This is a genomic window from Arthrobacter sp. H5, assembly GCF_000520595.1.
In the GTDB taxonomy this organism is placed as follows: domain Bacteria; phylum Actinomycetota; class Actinomycetes; order Actinomycetales; family Micrococcaceae; genus Arthrobacter_D.
In genome coordinates this window covers 1-18,144 of the sequence record NZ_KI914993.1, presented here as the reverse complement: position 1 = coordinate 18,144, position 18,144 = coordinate 1, and the positions used below count along the sequence as shown (strand labels likewise).

Genomic DNA, 18,144 nt, shown 5'->3' with positions numbered 1-18,144 from the left:
CCCGCTGGAATCCGGCGGCGGTGGCGGCGAGTCAGTTGCCGCCGAGACAATCGCCATCGGATCAGCCAACTTCCCGGAGAGCGAGCTGCTCGCGGAGATGTACGCCCAAGTCCTCGAAGCGGAAGGCATCGAGGTGGAACGCAACTTCAACATCGGCGCCCGCGACCTGTACCTCGCTGCCTTGGAAGACGGTTCCATAGACCTGCTCCCCGAGTACAACGGCGCCCTGTACTCCTCGCTCGTTGAAGGCGGCGCTCCTGAAGGGGTCACCGATCCCGAAGAGGTGTACGACGCCATGGTTGAGGTGCTGCCCGAGGGTATCGTTGCCTTGGAGCAGTCGGAAGCCGAGGACAAGGACACGCTCGCGGTCCTGCCGGAAACGGCCGAGGAATACGGTCTTGAGACCATGGAAGATCTGACGGACGTTGCCGGTGAACTCACCCTCGCCGCCGGCCCTGAGTTCTCCGAGCGTTTTCAGGGCCTGATAGGTCTTGAAGAGGTCTACGGCATCACGTTCGCCGAATTCCGCCCGCTGGACGCCGGCGGTCCGCTGACACGCGAAGCGCTCCTCAGCGGCGAAGTTGATGTAGCCAACATCTTCAGCACTGACTCGACCATTGAAACCGAGTCGCTGGTGGTCCTTGAGGATACCGAGAGCCTGTTCCTCTCGGAGAACATTGTGCCGATTATCCGTGAATCCAAGGTCAACGACACCATCACGGCAGCGCTCAACGAGATCTCGGCTGCACTCACCACCGAGAACCTCACCGAGTACCTCGCCATGGTCCAGGTGGACAAGCAGTCAAGCTCCGAGGTGGCAGCCGCATTCCTTGAGGAATTCGGACTCGTCTAAGCTCCTCGCTTCGCCGGATCTCCACGCGCTCGTCCCTCGCTTGGTCGATCGCCGGAGGGCCGCCAGGCCCGCCCCCGGTGGTCGACCAAGGGCCGCCAGGCCCGCGTGGAGACCCAACCACCGGGTAATCCAGGAAGAAGACAGTGCCCACACAACGCTCCGCCGCAGCGGCGGCCGTGGCAAGCTACGCGCCCGGTGTGCTCGTGATGGCAGCGGCAGTGGGCGCCGCCGTCGTGCTGGCCGGCTTGCAGCAGTTTGCCGGCGCACTGGTGATTGCCCTGGCCCTGGGGCTGCTGATCCGCAACACCGGGCTGTTTCATCCCCGGATTCAGCCCGGTATCCAGATGGCCACCAAACGGTTCCTCCGTATCGGAGTAGTACTTTTGGGCCTGCAGCTGTCCCTGCCCGACATTTGGGATCTGGGCCTTTCCGTGCTCATCCTGATTGTGCTCTGTGTGGTGCTGAGCTTCATCTTCACCCGGTATGTGGGTGAGCGGCTGGGCCTCACCCGTTCCGGGGCCACGCTCATGGCTGCCGGCTTCTCGATCTGCGGCGCCTCGGCTATCGCCGGAATGCAGAGCATTGTGGACGCCGACGACGACGAGGTGGCCAGTTCCATCGCCATGGTCACCCTGTACGGGTCGCTGGTGATTCTTGGCCTTCCACTGATCAGCTCTTTGATGGGCCTCTCCCCCGAAACGTTTGGCATCTGGTCCGGCCTTGCCGTGCACGAGGTGGCGCAGGTTGTCGCAACGGCCAGCACCGCCGGTGCAGCTGCCCTGGCGGTTGCCACCGTGGTCAAACTAGGCCGGGTGGTTCTTCTGGCGCCGGTTGCAGCGTTTATCTCCATTTCGCTGCGGCGCTCGGAAGGCATTAAGAAGGCCGTTGCCAGCGGGCGGGTGGATCCCATTGTTCCGCTGTTTGTGATCGGGTTCCTGGCGCTCGTGCTGGTGCGCTCCACCGGACTGGTTCCGGAGCCCTTGCTCGACATTGCCGCGACAACCGCAACCTGGCTGCTGGCCGCGGCCATGTTTGGGCTGGGAACTGGAATTGACGTGCCGCACCTGGCCCGGACCGGAGGCCGCACGCTGGTTCTGGGCGCCCTCTCGACGGTATTTCTCGGTGGGATTTCACTGGTGGGCGCGCTGCTGGTCACCTAGCCTCTCTTGCATCGACTCTCCCCAAACGGACGTTCTCAGCCCCAAAATTGCCTTGAGAAGGTCACTTTGGGGAGAGTCGATCGAAGGGGAAGTTAGCGGAGGCCCGTTTTCCGTTCCAGGGCCAGACCGATCAGCTCATCGATCAACTCCGTATACGTCAGGCCGGATTTCGCCCACATCTGCGGATACATACTGATCGGGGTAAAACCGGGCATCGTGTTGATCTCATTGATGATCAGCTCACCGGCAGGGGTGTAAAAGAAGTCCACGCGGGACAGGCCCTCAGCTCCCACGGAGTCAAACGCCTGCCCTGCCAGTTCACGCACGCGGTCGGTCACGTCGGATGGCAGGTCCGCCGGACAGCTGAGCTCGGCGGCCGCCCCGTCCACATACTTGGCTTCGAAGTCGTACCAGTCATGCCCACCGGGCTGGACCGCAATCTCCCCGGGCAGGCTGGTCCTCGGATCATCCGAACCACGTCCTTGCAGCACGGCAACCTCAATCTCGCGCCCGGTGATGCCGGCTTCGATGATGACCTTCGGGTCAAAGGCCCGAGCGGTCTCGACGGCGGCGGCCAAACCGTCCGGCGCTGCGACCCGGGTGATGCCCATCGAGGACCCCGCGCGGGCAGGCTTCACAAATACGGGAAAATCCAATGCCGCAACCCGTCGAAGACACCCGGCGGAATCCCTGGTCCACTGCCGGTCGGTGATGACCTCATACGGTCCCACGGTCAGACCCGCTGAGGCGAACACCACCTTCATGAAGTGCTTGTCCATACCGACGGCGGACGCCAGAACTCCGGCGCCCACGTAACGCACGTCGGCCATTTCCAGCATTCCCTGCAGGGTTCCGTCCTCGCCAAAAGGTCCGTGGAGCAGCGGCATCACCACATCCACCTCGCCAAGGCTGCGCGGCATCCGTTCAGCCGAGGTTGCCACCAGCTCCTGCCCGGAACCGCCGTCGGACGCTGTCGCCAACACCACCGACTCAGGCGACACCGGAACCTCGGGGAGCACCGACGATCGCAGCGACCACTGGCCGGGATCGGACGCAACCAGCGCCCATTGGCCGTTCTTCGCAATACCCACGGGAACAACGTCGTACTTGTCCCGGTCAATCGCCTCCAGCACTCCCGCAGCAGTCACGCAGCTCACCGCATGCTCGCTGGAGCGCCCACCGAAGAGCACAAGGACGCGGGGTTTCGGGGATAAAGTCACAGTTCGCCTTCGGATTTGAGCTCGCGGGCCAACAGCCGCGGCCCCAGGTCATGAACGGACAGACTACCCTGCAGAACAGCAACCACGCTTTCCGTGATGGGCATGTCCACCTGCAGTTGACGTGCCAGGTCCAGGACGGCCTGGGCGGATTTGATGCCCTCGGCCGTCTGATTCATGACCGATGTGACCTCATCGAGGGTGAGGCCCTGGCCCAGCAGGCGTCCGGCCGTGTGGTTCCGGGAGAGCGGGGATGAACAGGTGGCAATGAGGTCGCCCATCCCGGCGAGGCCGGCCATGGTTTCTGCCTCTCCGCCCAGCGCCACCGCCAGCCGGGTGGTCTCCGCCAGCCCGCGCGTGATCACCGAGGCCTTGGTATTATCGCCCATCTGTTTGCCCTCGCAGATCCCTACAGCCAGGGCAATCACGTTCTTGACGATGCCCCCGATCTCCACCCCCACCACGTCGGTGTTGGTGTACGGGCGGAAATACCGTGCAGTGCATGCCGCGGCGATCCAGGACGCAACACCTGCATCGGCCGAGGCCACGACGGAGGCGGTGGGTTCCCTGCGGGCTATCTCCATCGCGAGGTTGGGTCCGGACACCACTGCAATTCGCCGGTCCGGCAGCTCCAGTTCGCCGGCCAGGACCTGGCTCATGCGGTCATCGGTGCCCACTTCGAGTCCCTTCATCAGGGATACCACGACGGCGTCCGCCGGGATCAGCGGCTTCCATACCGCGAGCTGCGGGCGGAGCGATTGCGCGGGAACGGCGATCACCACAACTTCCGCCCCGTCAAGGACACCGGCAACATCGGTTGAACAGGTGATGGTTTCCGGGAGCACCGTGTCGCCGAGATAGCGGCTATTGGTGTGCTTCGAATTGATCTCCGCTGCGACGTCCTCACGCCGCGCCCACAGCCTCACCTGGGTACCGTGCAGCTCCCCCGCGTCAGCCAGCACCTTGGCGAAGGTGGTCCCCCAGCTGCCGCTGCCAAGGACGGCAACAACCGCGGGCGGCCGGCGGTTCACTGGGCGTCGCCTGCGGGCGACTCGAAGTTGCGGCCGGTCCGCTTCTGCTTCTTCGCTGCGGGATCCCAGCGTTCAGCCGGCGGCGTCTCACCGCGCAGCTCGCCCACCAGCATTGTGAGGGAATCGAGGATCCGGCCGGTTGCTGCGTCAAGGGTGGTGCGGGTGATCGGCTTGCCCTCGAACTCAGTGAGGTCCACCGGCTGCCCCACCAGCACACGTGAATGCTTGCGGGGAAACAGGTAGAGGCGCTTCGCGTACCGGGGGAAAACCTGGTGCGCTCCCCAATGGGCGATCGGCACCACCGGCGCTCCGGTCTGCAGGGCAAGGCGCGCCGCACCGGTCCGTCCTTTCATAGGCCACATGTCGGGATCCCTTGTCAGCGTGCCCTCGGGATAGATGATGATTCCGCCGCCGTCGCTGATCGCTTGCCTGGCGGTCTCCAGCGAACGGTTGGCTCCCGCCGTCGTGCGTTCAACCGGCACCTGCAGGGTGGCCCGCAGCGCTGCACCCAGCACCGGCACCTTGAACAGCGAGGCCTTGGCCAGGAAGTGCGGCATGACCTTGTTGTTGTACAGGAAATGCCCAATGACCACAGGGTCGATCTCAGTGACGTGGTTGGGACAGACAATGAAGCCCGTATCCCGCGGAAGCAGTTCGGCGCCCTTCCACTCCTTGGACATCATTGCGTTCATCAGCGGTCGCAGGATGGCCGCGAGCACGGCAAAGGTCGCCCGGGATTTTACGGTTTCCGTCATTGTCTGAGGCCGCAGCTACTGGCGGCTGTTCCCGGTGTTACTGGAGGTGGCATCGAAGTCCGCGCCGAGGCCCTCAAGTTTGTCCTGGAAACGCTCGTACCCGCGGTTGATCAGCTCGATTCCCGTGACCCGGGATGTGCCCTTCGCTGCCAACGCGGCAATGAGGTGGCTGAAGCCTCCTCGCAGGTCGGGAATGTCGATCTCAGTTCCCTGCAGCTGCGCCGGCCCGGAAATCACTGCCGAATGCAGGAAGTTGCGCTGCCCAAAGCGGCACGGCACACTGCCAAGGCACTCGCGGTGTACCTGGATGTTTGCACCCATGCGGACCAGTGCCTCGGTGAACCCAAACCGGTTCTCGTAGACAGTCTCGTGGACAATGGAGACGCCTTCGGCCTGGGTGAGGGCAACCACCAGCGGCTGCTGCCAGTCCGTCATGAAGCCAGGGTGTACGTCAGTTTCCAGCACCAGCGGGGAGAGCTTGCCGCCCGGGTGATAGAAGCGGATGCCGTCGTCGTTCACGTCGAAGGCTCCACCGATCTTGCGGTAGGTGTTCAGGAAAGCGGTCAGATCCAGCTGACGGGCGCCTTCCACATAGATGTCGCCCTGTGTGACAAGTGCCGCTGATGCCCAGGAGGCGGTCTCATTGCGGTCCGAGATGGCCTTGTGGTTGAACCCGCTGAGTTCGCTTACTCCTTCAATGCGGATGGTGCGGTCCGTCTGCACCGTGATGATGGCGCCCATCTTCTGCAGGACGGCGATCAGGTCCATGATTTCAGGCTCGACGGCGGCACCGCTGAGCTCCGTGATTCCGTCCGCACGCGTGGCAGTCAGGAGAACCTGCTCCGTGGCACCCACGCTCGGGTAAGGCAGCTCGAGCTTGGCGCCGTGCAGACCCTTGGGGGCGGAAATCGAGATCCCGCCGGGACGCTTGTCCACCACGGCACCGAAGTGGCGAAGAACCTGCAGGTGGTAATCGATCGGACGGTCGCCGATCTTGCAGCCACCCAAATCCGGGATGAAGGCCTCACCGATGCTGTGCATCAAGGGGCCGCAGAACAGAATTGGAATGCGCGAATCCCCGGCGTGCGCGTCAATATCTTTTGACTTCGCCATCTTCGCGTTCTGAGGATCCATGGTCAGGTCACCAGTGACCGGGTCCTTGGTTACTTCAACACCGTGAAGCTTCAACAGGCTGGTGACAACGTCCACGTCCTTGATTTCAGGGACGTTCCTTAGCACCGATGGGGCGTTGCCCAGCAGGGCAGCAACCATGGCCTTCGGTACCAGGTTTTTGGCTCCGCGAACGGAAACCTTTCCATTCAACGGAACACCGCCGCGGATGGTCAGCACACTACCCATGAACACCTATTTCCTCTTGCAGATAAGCCCCGCCAGCAGATAAAGACTCCAACCAAGCATAGGAGGTCCAGTTACCAGACTGAAATACCGGACGTTGATGAGGGCACCGTGTTGAGCGCGCCCACTGGTGTCAACAGACGGCCGCTACGCCTCATTCCCGGGAGCTGCGTGGGTAAGAACACTGAATCAGGTGCGGGCGGGCAGTGTCTTTGGCTTCCATTCCGGACGTGACGCCTCGAACGCGGTGATGTCTTCCTCATGGCGCAGGGTCAGGCCAATATCGTCCAGGCCTTCCAGGAGCCGCCAACGCGTGTAGTCGTCAATCTGGAAGGACGCAACAACCGAGCCGCAGGTGACCGAACGGGACTCAAGGTCCACCGTAATCTCGGTGCCGGGGTGGTTCTCCAGGACTTTCCAGATGAGCTCGATGTCATCCTGGGCAACCTGCGCCGCCACCAGTCCCTGCTTACCCGAATTGCCCCTGAAGATATCGGCGAACCGGGAGGCCAGGACAGCCCTGAAACCAAAGTCCTTGAGCGCCCACACCGCGTGCTCGCGGGAAGACCCGGTGCCGAAGTCCGGTCCGGCAACCAGCACCGACCCGCGGATAAAAGGCTCCTTGTTGAGAATGAAGTTCTCTTCCTTGCGCCACTCCGCGAAGAGTGCGTCCTCGAAGCCGGTGCGGGTGATCCGCTTGAGGTAGACGGCAGGGATGATCTGGTCGGTGTCCACGTTGCTCTGCCGCATTGGGACGCCGATTCCGGTGTGGGTGGTGATCTTTTCCATAACAGCTCCTACGCGGCGTGGTTGGTGGAGGCCAGATGGGCGGCGGGCGGCAGCGGATCGAGGTCCGACGGCGAACTCAGCGTTCCGCGCACGGCTGTCGCCGCAGCGACAACCGGGGACACCAGGTGGGTACGACCGCCCTTGCCTTGGCGGCCTTCGAAGTTCCGGTTGGACGTGGAGGCACAGCGCTCCCCCGGGGCCAGCTGGTCGGGGTTCATGCCAAGGCACATGGAGCAGCCGGCAAAGCGCCATTCGGCGCCGAAATCCTTGAACACCTGATCCAGTCCCTCGGCCTCCGCTTCCAGCCTTACGCGCGCGGATCCGGGAACCACCATCATGCGGATCGCCGGGTCCTTCTCGCGGCCGCGAATGATATCCGCAGCGATGCGCAGGTCCTCGATCCGGCTGTTGGTGCAGGAGCCAAGGAACACGGTGTCCACACGGATGTCCTTCATCAGGGTCCCGGCTTCCAGCGCCATGTATTCGAGAGCGCGATTGCAGGCTGCCTTGTCATTCTCGTCGGCGAAGTCGTCCGGTGACGGCACGGCTTGGCTGAGCGATACGCCCTGACCGGGGTTGGTGCCCCAGGTGACAAACGGCTCGAGTTCGTTGGCGTCAAGGAAAACCTCGGCGTCGAACACTGCGTCATCATCCGTGCGCAGTGCCCGCCAGTTCTCGACGGCGGCATCCCAGTCGGCGCCCTGTGGCGCGTGCGGCCGGTCCTGAAGGTACTGAAATGTGGTCTCGTCAGGTGCCACCATGCCAGCGCGCGCCCCGGCTTCGATGGACATGTTGCAGATGGTCATGCGGGCGTCCATGGACAGCGCCCGGATCGCAGAGCCGCGGTACTCCAGCACATAGCCCTGTCCCCCGCCGGTGCCGATCTTGGCGATGACCGCAAGGATGATGTCCTTGGAGGTAACGCCGGGCTTCAGCGTGCCCTCCACATTGATGGCCATGGTCTTGAACGGGTTGAGAGAAAGTGTCTGGGTGGCCATCACGTGCTCCACCTCGGAGGTGCCGATGCCCATCGCCAGCGCCCCAAAGGCACCGTGCGTGGAGGTGTGCGAGTCGCCACAGACCACCGTGTTACCCGGCTGGGTAAGGCCAAGCTGCGGTCCGATAATATGGACGATGCCCTGCTCCGCGTCGCCGAGCGAGTGAAGCCTGACGCCGAATTCCTTGCAGTTGGCACGCAGGGTTTCAATTTGCGTGCGGCTGGTGGGGTCCGCGATCGGCTTGTGGATGTCCAGGGTGGGAGTGTTGTGGTCCTCGGTGGCGATCGTCAGGTCCGGACGGCGCAGCTTGCGCCCGGCAAGCCGCAGACCCTCAAAGGCCTGGGGCGACGTCACCTCGTGCACCAAATGGAGGTCGATGTACAGCAGGTCCGGTTGGGCTTCGCTGCCCACCACCTCGCCCTTACGCACGATGTGCGATTCCCAGACTTTCTCTGCGAGCGTGTTGCCCATGGCCGGTATCCTCCACTGCCGTTGAATGCTACTGCCGTTGAATGCTTTGCTTTTGCTGAACGCTGTCTTTACTGAAGCAGCCGCGCCGCTTTGCGCGCCACCTCCGGGACTTGCGTCTCAGATAATGAGACGTCAATATCATTGTATGGACAATTCTAGCGGTGTCGGCGTCATAGATAAAGCGGCAATGGTGCTGGATGCCCTTGAAGCCGGGCCCACAACGCTGGCTCAGCTCGTGGCATCTACGGGCCTGGCACGGCCTACAGTGCACCGCCTGGCTCTTGCGCTGGTGCATCACCGGTTGGTCAGCCGGGATATCCAGGGCCGGTTTGTGCTTGGCAGCCGGCTGGTGGAGCTTGCATCGGCCGCGGGTGAGGACCGTCTGATTGCCTCCGCCGGTCCTGTTCTTCTTCAGCTTCGGGATGCCACCGGTGAGAGCGCGCAGCTCTTCCGCCGCCAAGGCGAGTGGCGCGTGTGTGTGGCCTCAGCGGAGCGGCCGATCGGGCTGCGCGACACCATCCCGGTGGGTACACAGCTGTCCATGAAGGCCGGCTCCGCAGCGCAGTGCCTGCTCGCCTGGGAAGACCATGACCGCCTGTTGAAAGGACTCCACAACGCGCGGTTTACTCCCACGGTCCTCGCCGGAGTACGACGGCGCGGGTGGGCCCAGAGCCTGGGCGAACGCGAGCCCGGGGTCGCCTCGGTGTCAGCGCCGGTGCGCGGGCCGTCCGGCCGGGTCATCGCCGCCGTCTCAATCTCAGGTCCGATGGAGCGGCTCACCCGGCAGCCAGGTCGGATCCATGCTGAAGTGGTGGTCAATGCGGCGCTGCAGCTGACCAACGCCGTCGGGAAAGCCGCGGAGTAGGCGTCGGCTGACCATAACGTGCATCGACTCTCCCCAAATGGACCTTCTGAGCCCCAAATTAGGCGTGAGAACGTCACATTGGGGAGAGTCGATGTACCCGGAATAGGCTGGAATCATGAGCGACTATGCTGTGTTTCTGCGCGGCGTCAACGTTGGCGGAGTGACCATCAAGTCGGCGGATCTGCGCGCTTCGTTCGAGCGGCTTCCCGTCAATAACGTACTCACGCTGCTCGCGTCGGGAAATGTTGTGTGCAGCACCGACCTCAGCCTGCAGGACCTCACATCGGCTGTCGAGACAGCGCTGCGCAAGGATTTCGGCTACGAAGCCTGGGTGGTTGTCCTTGAAGCAGACCGGCTGCGCGGCATCGTCAACGCCTGTCCTTTTCCAGCGGACGATCCCGCAACCCACACATACATCACGCTTTTCTCGGATCCGGCCGTGCTGACCGAACTGGTTGACGCTGCAACGGCCGCCGGAGAGCCCGCCGAGGTACTTGGTCCCGAAGCGGCCGCGTGGTCCGCACCAAAAGGCCAGACCCTCGAGAGTCCGCTGAACAAGCTGACCAACAAACCACGGTTCAAGAACGCCACCACCACGCGCAACCTCAGGACACTGAATAAGGTCCTGGCCGCGCTGGGTAGGTAGCGGTGGGCGGCATCCCGGGCGTCCACGACCGGAAAATCACCCTGAGGCCCGCGCCGCCTTCACTGCTGCGCAGAAGTCGTTGTAGCGCGAAACTTCGGCCGCAACGGGCGCCGCGGCCAGCGTATCCGAGGCCTCAGCGATCGACGCAACCAGCCGTCGTCGTACGCGTTTTCCCCTCAACTGCGCGGCGAAACGAGCCAGGGCAGCAGAGAGCAGCGACAACACAACTCCGCCAACCAATCCCCCCACAGCCAGCAGTGTAGGCACCGGTATTCCCTCAATCAGGGGCGCCGCCGGCACCGCGAACTGCAGAAAACCCATACCCGCCAGCACGCCCAGCCAGGCAAGTCCGGCCACCGCCGCGGCGAGGAACAGCCACTGCAACGCCCCCGCAACCGGCCACCACCAGGACCGGGATCCGCTGACGAAGTCGGTGCGGGCAACCGCGTTGTCCAGCCCGTCCAGCAGCGAAGGCGATGCCATGCGGGCTGCGTCCTGAATGGCTGAGCGCCACGGTTCGCCAACCTTGCCAGCTGATCCATCGGCGAACTGCCGGAGCGCTTTATCCGCCGCGGCGCGCTGGGCAGGACCCGGCGTAGGCAGGGAGGTGCGGCCGGGCAAAGCGTCCACTTCCTCGCGGCGCAGGTTGAGGCGGCGCAGAGGGTCGGCACGGAGCCGGCCCAGCCAACGGGTCACGGGCCAGCCGGTCGCAGCGTGCGCGTCGCGGCGGTAGGAACGCACGACGGCGTCAATCACCGCATCAGCGCCCGCCGCCTCCGCGAGCCCGGCGGCCAGTGCCGTCCTGAGTTGTTTGGACGGTGGATCAAGCGCGGGCCCGGTAAATTCGGCAAGCGATTCAACCGCGGAATCGATGTCAGCGGCCAGCCGTGCCTCTGCCGACTTCCTGTTGCCGGCGATGTCGCGGATCTTCGCTGCCAGCACGTCCAGACCGCGTCCCGTCAGCGCCGAGATGGAGTGAACGGCCACCGGCTTCAGCCCGTCGGCGGCGAGGATGTTCTGCAGGGATCCTGACACCTGTTCCAACTCGGCCTCCGAAAGCCGGTCGGTCTGGTTCAGCGCCATGAGCGTCACAGCGCCGTGACTGGCCAAAGGTCTAAGGAAGCCGTGATGCAGCGCGGCGTCGGCGTACTTCTGCGGGTCGGTGACCCACAGCAACATGTCCACCTGGCCCGCAAGCCGTACCACAATGTCGCGGTGGGAGCGCGCTGTTGAATCAAAGTCGGGCAGATCGAGGAGGATGAGGCCGCCGTCGTCGTTCCTGGTCTTCCTTGCTTTTCCTGCGCCCTGCGGGTACAGCGGGGCACCGGCCGGCATCACGTGGCGCTGGGTAACCTGCAGCCAGTCCAACAGCGGGCCGCTCCCGTCCGCGTCCCAGATCACCGCGAGCGGCTCGGAGGTGGTGGGCCGGCGTGCGGCAACCCGCGCCACCTCAGAGCCGATCAGCGAATTCAACAGGGAAGACTTGCCGCTGCCCGTTGGCCCGAACACACCGACAACGGTGTGGCCCGACGACAATGAACGCCTGGTGGCCGCGTGGTCCAATACCTTATACGCGGAGCTGAGGGGCGCTTGATTAACGCGTCCCTCAGCAAGTTCCCGCGCCGTGTTCAGGGCCTCCAGGCGCAGTTGCAGGCGCGAGGGCCCGGCCTCTCCCCTGTGCCGGCTCACCAGGGACCGTCCGGGCGGTCCGCAGGGTCCACGGGCGTGGCGTCCTCGAGCGACGTGAGTTCACGGGAGAGGGAGAGCAAATCGTCCGCGGTGGTCTGCCCGCGCAAGGGTGCGAGCAGATCCGTGTACCGCGACTTTTCGGCGGCCAGCATGACCTCGCAGCGCTGCCGAAGTTGATCCCGCGCGGTGCGCGCGAGTTTGCGCACCGCTTCCTCACCGAAGATGGCTTCCAGGAGTTTCTGCCCCACCACAGCGGATCCTCCGGCGATCAGCACCTCGCCTCCGCTGAGCCCGGCCGTGGATGCGAACACCACAATCATCAATGCGACGGCCACGCCATTGACGCCGAAGGACAGCATTCTGGCGGCGAAGCGCTTGTTGGCACCCTCGGCGCGGACCAAGTCCACGAGGTCCTTCTGCCAGGCACGGATCTGGCGGGCCGTCTCGGCCGGGAAATCATCGGCGGGAGCACGCTCCGGAAGCAGCACCCGGCCGGCGCTGTCGCCCCGCCAGATACGGTCCGTCACCGCCGCAGCCTTGGCTGATTCCTCCACGATCACATTCTGCAGGCCACTCTCGATAGCGGTTTCCACTGTGGCGACCCGCGGTGGCCTGCCCGTCAGGTAGCCGCCTATCCGGTCACGAAGCTGACCAATGCGCGATTCGAGAGCACGCATAAACTCACCTGTGCCCACAAAGTCCTGCCACCGCGCAAGCACCTCACCCCGCAGCAGCGTGCCGTCGCTGGTGGATTCAAGGATCGCTGCCAGCGCGCCGTCGTACGCTTCCGTGGCCGCGTTCTCCAGCATGTCCGCAGTCTCCTGCTGTGACCGGGCCGATACAGCCAATCCGCTCAGCCGCCCACCAAGGGAACGGACGGCGCCATCCAGTGTCCGCCGCGCAATATCCCGGCGGCCCTCGGCATCCGCCGAAATGGCCTGGAGCCACCGCCGGATGGGATCGACCGCTTCTTCAGGGAGCATCCCCAGAGTATCCAGTTTTACCTCCGGCACCAGGAAGATGGGGGCATGGCCCAGCTCCTCGGCGGCCAGCAGTGTATGCAGGTCCGCGCGCACCTCCTCGGCCACGCCGTCCGGGACACGGTCCAGTACGACGGCGACGAGGATGTCCCGCCCGGCCGCATTCCTGAGGAGTTCCCACGGCACGGCATCGGCGTAGCGGTTTGCGGTTGTGACAAACAGCCACAGATCGGCTGCGGCGAGGAGCTGGCCGGCGAGCCTGCGGTTTTCGTCAGCGATCGAATCGACATCCGGTGCATCGAGGACTGCCAGGCCGCGCGGCACCATCGGATCAGGGACCAACATCATGGTGGCTGCTCCCGCAGTGGAAGGAGCGATTCCCACCTGATCGGCGGGTGTACCCAGTGTGTTGTCCGTTTCGATGACGACGGCGCGTTCCCTGGACAGCGAGGGCAGCACCCTGCTGCCCGCGAACCAGTGGCCCTCAGCCGGATGGTGCAGCAGGATCGGCTGGCGCGTGGTCGGCCGGATGGCGCCGGAACGTGTGACTGGGTGGCCCACCAAGGCGTTGACAAGTGTTGATTTCCCCGCTCCCGTGGACCCACCGACCACGGCCAGCAAGGGCGCGTCCAGGCTGGCAAGCCGGGGCAAAATGTAGTCGTCCAACTGGGCAGCTACGGCTGCTGCGTCGGAGCGCGCCTCGGGTGCCCGGGCGAAGTCAAGCGGGAAAGCCAAGGATTTCAGGGCTTCCCGGAGCCTGGCGAGGATGGAAGCGAGCTCGGCTTCGTCCGCGTCCGGCTGCAAGGGGGTCATCCGTCCATCATGCCAGTTGGACGTGCGTGACCCTGCCATGGCGCTGGGCGATTCCAACCGTGAGTCCCTCGCCTCTAAAAGGCAAGGAAAAACCCCCGGAGCCTGCAGCTCCGGGGGTGATGGTGACCCCAGCGGGATTCGAACCCGCGTTACCGCCGTGAGAGGGCAGCGTACTAGGCCGCTATACGATGGGGCCAGTACTATGTGTGCTGTCCGGCGGAAAACCGCCAAACGAGCTAGATGATTGTTGCACATCCGATGCTGCGCGGCCAAATCAAAACGGCTGGCGGCGTACCGCAGTCCGTCTTGGAAAACCGCTTGTATACAGCGCTGGGGTACCAGGACTCGAACCTAGAATGTTGGTACCAGAAACCAGTGTGTTGCCAATTACACCATACCCCAATGGCGCTTTTGAGAGCTCAAACAAAGCCAGATCAGCTGCGCGAAGCCCTCAGCGCCGAGAAATAACTTTACCGGACATGCGGCAGGAACTGCAAAACGTCTGCCAACCCGGTGATGCGGTGGCCAATATATCCATCATATCCCGCGCCGCAGCGGTCCAGCCATACTCCTACCAGGCCAGCAGCAACAGCCCCCTCCGCGTCCACCACTCGGTTATCCCCGACATAGAGCGTCCGTTCGGGGGCGGTGCCGAGCCTGCGCGCCCCTTCCAGGAAGATTGCGGGATCCGGTTTGGCCGCACCCACGGCATCGATTCCCACCAAAGCTGCAATGCATTGCAGTCCTGCCCGGTCGAGCTTGGCGCGCTGATAGTCGTGCACGTTGTTGCTCACTGCACCAAACGGAACCTCCGCGGACTGAAGCTTCTCCAGCAGGGGTGTGACGTCGTCGTACGGTTCAAAGTGCAGCGGCAGGGTGGCCTCATACGCCTGATTCCAACGATGGGCCACATCGCCTTCGAAGGGCTCCGTGAGATAGCCGGCGTGGGCGTGCCGCGCCCGGCCGATGCGCTGCTCCGTAAAGGTGAGCTCGCCGGCAAGGAAACGGTCGTAATACCCATGGGGGTCACTGGTGAAGAGACGTTTGTAGTCCGCCCATTCCGTCTCACTGAGATGGGCAAGCGTCTCGGCTCCGATGTAATGGAGCGTGCGGCCCATGGCGGTTTCAAGGTCCACCAGTGTCTCGTCAATGTCGAAGAGGACTCCGTCCACGACAGGAAAGCGCGCAGCCTCAGGCATCCTTGAACGCCCTGATGCGCCGCAGCGACGATTCCCTGCCGAGGATGACCATGGATTCAAACAGCGGTGGCGAGATCCGGCGTCCTGAGATCGCCGTGCGGACCGGGCCGAAGGCGAGCCTCGGCTTGATGCCGAGGTCCTCTACCAGTGCCTGCCGCAATGCCCCCTGGATGTGATCGGCGTTCCAGTTCTCAACGGGTTCAAGGGCAGCCAGGGTGGCATCGAGCACTTCGTGCAGGTTCTCGGGGAGTCCCTTCCGTGCGTCGTCGGCAAGCTGGATGTCGTCATCGTTGGTGAACAGGAAGCCAAGCATGCCTGGAGCCTCCCCGAGCAGCGTAATGCGCTCCTGGATGAGCGGAGCAGCCTCGGTAAGGATATTCATTTCTCGCACGCTCACAGTTTCCCCGAGCAGACCGGCCGCCTGCAGATAGGGAATAACACGCGTACGGAAGTCCTCCGGCTCGAGGAGGCGCACATGGGTCCCATTGATAGCCTCGGCCTTCTTAAGGTCGAAACGCGCGGGGTTGGCAAGCACGTCATGGACGTCGAACTTCTCGACCAACTGCTCCACAGTGAAAATGTCCTCGTCGGCGGAGAGGCTCCATCCGAGCAGCGACAGGTAATTCAGGAGGCCCTCGCGGATGAACCCGCGTTCACGGTGGAGAAACAGATTGGACTCGGGGTCACGCTTGGAGAGTTTTTTGTTGCCCTGCCCCATGACGTACGGCAGGTGGCCGAACAACGGCATATAGCGGGCCACGCCAATGTCGATCAAGGCGCGGTACAACGCCACCTGACGCGGTGTCGAAGACAGGAGATCCTCTCCTCGCAGCACATGGGTGATGCCCATGAGTGCATCATCCACGGGGTTGACCAGCGTGTAGAGGGGTGCCCCGTTTGCACGCACGACGGCGAAATCGGGCACGCTGCCTGATTTGAAGGTAATGTCGCCGCGCACCAGATCAGTGAACGTGATGTCCTCCTCCGGCATGCGGAGGCGAAGCACTGCCGCCCGGCCCTCGGCCTTGAAGGCTTCCTTCTGCTCTTCGGTCAGCTCGCGGTCGAAATTGTCATACCCTAACTTGACGTCGCGTCCGGCAGCTTTGTGCCGGTCCTCCACCTCCGCGGGGGTGGAGTACGACTCATAGAGGTGGCCCGCCCGCACCAGCCGGTCAATGATGTCCTGGTAGATCTCTCCCCGCTCGGACTGGCGGTATGGCCCGTGAGGGCCGCCAACCTCCACTCCCTCATCCCAATCGATGCCGAGCCATTTCAATGCCTCAAGCAACTGTTCGTAGCTTTCCTCGCTGTCCCTGGCCGCATCGGTGTCCTCGATGCGGAAGATCATGCGGCCGCCGGTGTGCCGCGCGTAGGCCCAGTTGAACAAGGCAGTACGGATGAGACCCACATGCGGCGTGCCCGTGGGTGAAGGGCAGAATCGGACGCGGACAGGGGTTTCGGACGTGACAATGGGAATTTCAGGAGTAGTCATGATGGGTCTAAGTGTAGTGACAGGGGCCCGCGGCGAGCGAAGCGAGGTGTGGGGGGTCACTACACGGAGTGACAGGGACTATCTGAAGAAGAAATACCATCCTGCAAACAACCCGATGGCAACTCCGGCCCCGAGCACGGCCTGTACTGCAGGTTGCGAAGCCGGCCGGAAGCGCCGCAGGATAAAGAAAGCCACAGCTCCAAAGGCAAGCGCAGCGAGAACGGACACAACAACCTGCGGACCGTCAGCTAACCTCACCGCGCGGGCTGAAATGAGCAGGCCGCCACAAACTGCCACGGCGTAGAGCCATTCGTGGCGGCGGCGGCTCCCGGGATCGCGCCCCGCGCCCGTTGGACGGCGACGGTGCGGCAGAGTCATGGCTAGCGCCGGGCCGGATTGGAAAGAGTGCCGATCCCTTCGATCTCCACTTCGTACCGTTGGCCATCCGAGATGAGACCAACCCCTGAAGGTGTGCCGGTCAGGATGATGTCGCCAGGAAGCAGCGTGAAGGCCTGCGATACATAGGCGACCAGTTCGCGGACTCCCCAGATCATCTGGCTGGTTGAACCATCCTGCTTGATTTCGCCGTCGAGCCGGCCGCGGACGGCGAGATCTTCCGTGTCCAGTTCTGTTTCAATCCAGGGCCCCAACGGGCAGGACGTATCAAAGCCCTTGGCCCGCGCCCACTGGTTGTCGGTTTTCTGGACGTCCCGTGCGGTCAGGTCATTGGCACAGGTATATCCGAAAATCACGTCGTCGACGCGCTCTATCGGAACGTCCTTGCAGATCCGGCCGATGACCACAGCGAGTTCGGATTCGAAGGAAACTGCCTCTGAGAATGAGGGGAGCACTATCGGATCGCCAGGGCCGATAACCGAGGTGTTGGGTTTCAGGAACATCAGCGGCGCGGGTGGCACCTCGTTGCCCAGTTCCTTGGCGTGCTCCGCGAAATTACGACCGATTCCAACGATCTTGCTCCGGGGAATCACCGGAGCCAGCAGCCGCACGTCCTCCAATTTGTGCCGGACCCCGGTGAGCTGGATACCGGAGTAGAAAGGATCGCCGTTCATGACGGCGACTTCCTCATTACCTTCTGTTCCTTCGACGACCCCAAACGCAGGATCATTGTCAATGACAAACCGGGCTATACGCATGGAACCTAGGCTACACGCGCCGCCGGTTGCCCAGTCACGCAAAAAGGACCATGACGGAGAAGCTCCGTGGAGCCTGGACCGTCATGGCCCTTTCGGAGACACTGACTGCCTAGTGTGGCCAGTTGTCAATTGCAGTGTTGGAGTAGCCGCCACTTGTGCGTTGACTCGAAGCGTCAGCATCTGCTGCCATTGCAGCTGACCCACCAACAGCGAATGCTGCAGTCAGCAGCAATATTGCGGAAAGCCTTTTCATAGCATGTTCCTTAGGGGCTCGGAGGGCGCAGCGACCAGCGTCACTTACGATCTCCTAAGTATACGAATACCTACCGGAAAGTAACACCCTTCGACAAGACTCATCTATAGTGCTCGCGAAATGGGGTGCATGCCTCATTTGAGAAACGCTCGCGAAATCACGGCCTGTCACGGGCACGGCAGCGACGATGAGGAATGGGTCACGGGTTATCGATGGGTGCGCGTCGGGAAATCACGAAGAAGGCCGCTGTGGAGTACGCGAAGGCTGCCAAGAAGGAGAAGGGGAGGATTCTTGATGAGCTGACCGGTGTGACCGGCTGGTCCCGGGCTAATGCACGCCGTGCGCTGGCGAACGCCCGGAAACGCAAGGGACCGGCGAAGGCCGTGGCGCGCAGGCCACGGCCGCGTACCTACGGCTATGACA

At 63.4% G+C, this 18,144-nt stretch carries 15 protein-coding genes and 2 tRNA genes; 4 read left to right on the top strand and 13 right to left on the bottom strand.

What is annotated here, in order from left to right; translation table 11 throughout:
• Window positions 1–4: 4 nt before the first annotated feature.
• Both Y708_RS24230 and Y708_RS24225 read left to right on the top strand, forming a co-directional pair.
• Window positions 5–853 carry an ABC transporter substrate-binding protein gene (locus tag Y708_RS24230; protein ID WP_253905772.1) on the top strand — a complete coding sequence of 283 codons (849 nt, stop codon included), beginning with the start codon at window positions 5–7 and terminating at the stop codon, window positions 851–853.
• A gap of 143 nt (window positions 854–996) precedes the next feature.
• Entirely contained in the window at window positions 997–2,013 is a 1,017-nt protein-coding gene (locus tag Y708_RS24225) for a YeiH family protein (RefSeq protein ID WP_051478883.1), read from the top strand.
• A 92-nt stretch (window positions 2,014–2,105) separates the two neighbouring features.
• On the opposite strand, the gene Y708_RS0110265 is transcribed toward Y708_RS24225, so the two are convergent.
• The 6 genes from Y708_RS0110265 to leuC all read right to left on the bottom strand — a co-directional run bounded on the left by Y708_RS0110265 (window position 2,106) and on the right by leuC (window position 8,630).
• On the bottom strand, window positions 2,106–3,233 hold the full coding sequence (locus Y708_RS0110265; RefSeq protein WP_028279869.1) for a D-alanine--D-alanine ligase family protein: 1,128 nt from the start codon (window positions 3,231–3,233) through the stop codon (window positions 2,106–2,108).
• On the bottom strand, window positions 3,230–4,261 hold the full coding sequence (locus tag Y708_RS0110260; protein WP_028279868.1) for an NAD(P)H-dependent glycerol-3-phosphate dehydrogenase: 1,032 nt from the start codon (window positions 4,259–4,261) through the stop codon (window positions 3,230–3,232). Before Y708_RS0110260 ends, Y708_RS0110265 begins: the two co-directional genes overlap by 4 nt.
• On the bottom strand, window positions 4,258–5,016 hold the full coding sequence (locus Y708_RS0110255) for a lysophospholipid acyltransferase family protein (RefSeq protein ID WP_028279867.1): 759 nt from the start codon (window positions 5,014–5,016) through the stop codon (window positions 4,258–4,260). The genes Y708_RS0110260 and Y708_RS0110255 overlap by 4 nt, the downstream gene beginning before the upstream one ends.
• A gap of 15 nt (window positions 5,017–5,031) precedes the next feature.
• Window positions 5,032–6,375: a UDP-N-acetylglucosamine 1-carboxyvinyltransferase gene (murA, locus tag Y708_RS0110250; protein WP_028279866.1), complete on the bottom strand. Its 1,344-nt coding sequence runs from the start codon at window positions 6,373–6,375 to the stop codon at window positions 5,032–5,034.
• A 186-nt stretch (window positions 6,376–6,561) separates the two neighbouring features.
• The gene (gene leuD, locus Y708_RS0110245; protein ID WP_028279865.1) at window positions 6,562–7,161 is read right to left on the bottom strand and encodes a 3-isopropylmalate dehydratase small subunit; all 600 of its coding nucleotides are present in this window, start codon (window positions 7,159–7,161) and stop codon (window positions 6,562–6,564) included.
• Window positions 7,162–7,169: 8 nt separating this feature from the next.
• Window positions 7,170–8,630 carry a 3-isopropylmalate dehydratase large subunit gene (gene leuC / locus Y708_RS0110240; RefSeq protein ID WP_028279864.1) on the bottom strand — a complete coding sequence of 487 codons (1,461 nt, stop codon included), beginning with the start codon at window positions 8,628–8,630 and terminating at the stop codon, window positions 7,170–7,172.
• A 145-nt stretch (window positions 8,631–8,775) separates the two neighbouring features.
• Between leuC and Y708_RS0110235 the strand changes: the two genes are divergently transcribed.
• Together Y708_RS0110235 and Y708_RS0110230 are read left to right on the top strand one after the other, a co-directional pair.
• Window positions 8,776–9,495 carry an IclR family transcriptional regulator gene (locus tag Y708_RS0110235; protein WP_028279863.1) on the top strand — a complete coding sequence of 240 codons (720 nt, stop codon included), beginning with the start codon at window positions 8,776–8,778 and terminating at the stop codon, window positions 9,493–9,495.
• A 115-nt stretch (window positions 9,496–9,610) separates the two neighbouring features.
• Complete coding sequence (locus Y708_RS0110230) at window positions 9,611–10,141, top strand: DUF1697 domain-containing protein (RefSeq protein WP_028279862.1); 531 nt, start codon at window positions 9,611–9,613, stop codon at window positions 10,139–10,141.
• A gap of 36 nt (window positions 10,142–10,177) precedes the next feature.
• Here Y708_RS0110230 and Y708_RS0110225 read toward each other — a convergent pair whose 3' ends face one another.
• From Y708_RS0110225 to Y708_RS0110190, 7 genes are all read right to left on the bottom strand, one after another.
• Window positions 10,178–11,830: a GTPase gene (locus tag Y708_RS0110225; RefSeq protein WP_028279861.1), complete on the bottom strand. Its 1,653-nt coding sequence runs from the start codon at window positions 11,828–11,830 to the stop codon at window positions 10,178–10,180.
• Window positions 11,827–13,623 carry a dynamin family protein gene (locus Y708_RS24220; protein ID WP_035775947.1) on the bottom strand — a complete coding sequence of 599 codons (1,797 nt, stop codon included), beginning with the start codon at window positions 13,621–13,623 and terminating at the stop codon, window positions 11,827–11,829. The genes Y708_RS0110225 and Y708_RS24220 overlap by 4 nt, the downstream gene beginning before the upstream one ends.
• 120 nt (window positions 13,624–13,743) lie before the next feature.
• Window positions 13,744–13,819, bottom strand: a tRNA-Glu gene (locus Y708_RS0110215).
• 134 nt (window positions 13,820–13,953) lie between these two features.
• Window positions 13,954–14,025: transfer RNA gene (locus Y708_RS0110210), tRNA-Gln, on the bottom strand.
• Between the two features lie 68 nt (window positions 14,026–14,093).
• Window positions 14,094–14,822: an HAD family hydrolase gene (locus Y708_RS0110205; protein ID WP_028279860.1), complete on the bottom strand. Its 729-nt coding sequence runs from the start codon at window positions 14,820–14,822 to the stop codon at window positions 14,094–14,096.
• On the bottom strand, window positions 14,815–16,314 hold the full coding sequence (gene gltX, locus Y708_RS0110200) for a glutamate--tRNA ligase (protein ID WP_028279859.1): 1,500 nt from the start codon (window positions 16,312–16,314) through the stop codon (window positions 14,815–14,817). Before gltX ends, Y708_RS0110205 begins: the two co-directional genes overlap by 8 nt.
• Before the next feature lie 380 nt (window positions 16,315–16,694).
• Window positions 16,695–17,468 carry a fumarylacetoacetate hydrolase family protein gene (locus Y708_RS0110190; protein ID WP_028279857.1) on the bottom strand — a complete coding sequence of 258 codons (774 nt, stop codon included), beginning with the start codon at window positions 17,466–17,468 and terminating at the stop codon, window positions 16,695–16,697.
• Window positions 17,469–18,144: the final 676 nt, after the last annotated feature.

Bases quoted from the DNA above. Each gene is read 5' to 3' on its own strand.
- Y708_RS0110255 (WP_028279867.1), bottom strand. From the start codon at position 5,016: ATGACGGAAACCGTAAAATCCCGGGCGACCTTTGCCGTGCTCGCGGCC.
- murA (WP_028279866.1), bottom strand. From the start codon at position 6,375: ATGGGTAGTGTGCTGACCATCCGCGGCGGTGTTCCGTTGAATGGAAAG.
- leuD (WP_028279865.1), bottom strand. From the start codon at position 7,161: ATGGAAAAGATCACCACCCACACCGGAATCGGCGTCCCAATGCGGCAG.
- leuC (WP_028279864.1), bottom strand. From the start codon at position 8,630: ATGGGCAACACGCTCGCAGAGAAAGTCTGGGAATCGCACATCGTGCGT.
- Y708_RS0110235 (WP_028279863.1), top strand. From the start codon at position 8,776: ATGGACAATTCTAGCGGTGTCGGCGTCATAGATAAAGCGGCAATGGTG.
- Y708_RS0110230 (WP_028279862.1), top strand. From the start codon at position 9,611: ATGAGCGACTATGCTGTGTTTCTGCGCGGCGTCAACGTTGGCGGAGTG.
- Y708_RS24220 (WP_035775947.1), bottom strand. From the start codon at position 13,623: ATGACCCCCTTGCAGCCGGACGCGGACGAAGCCGAGCTCGCTTCCATC.
- Y708_RS0110205 (WP_028279860.1), bottom strand. From the start codon at position 14,822: ATGCCTGAGGCTGCGCGCTTTCCTGTCGTGGACGGAGTCCTCTTCGAC.
- gltX (WP_028279859.1), bottom strand. From the start codon at position 16,314: ATGACTACTCCTGAAATTCCCATTGTCACGTCCGAAACCCCTGTCCGC.
- Y708_RS0110190 (WP_028279857.1), bottom strand. From the start codon at position 17,468: ATGCGTATAGCCCGGTTTGTCATTGACAATGATCCTGCGTTTGGGGTC.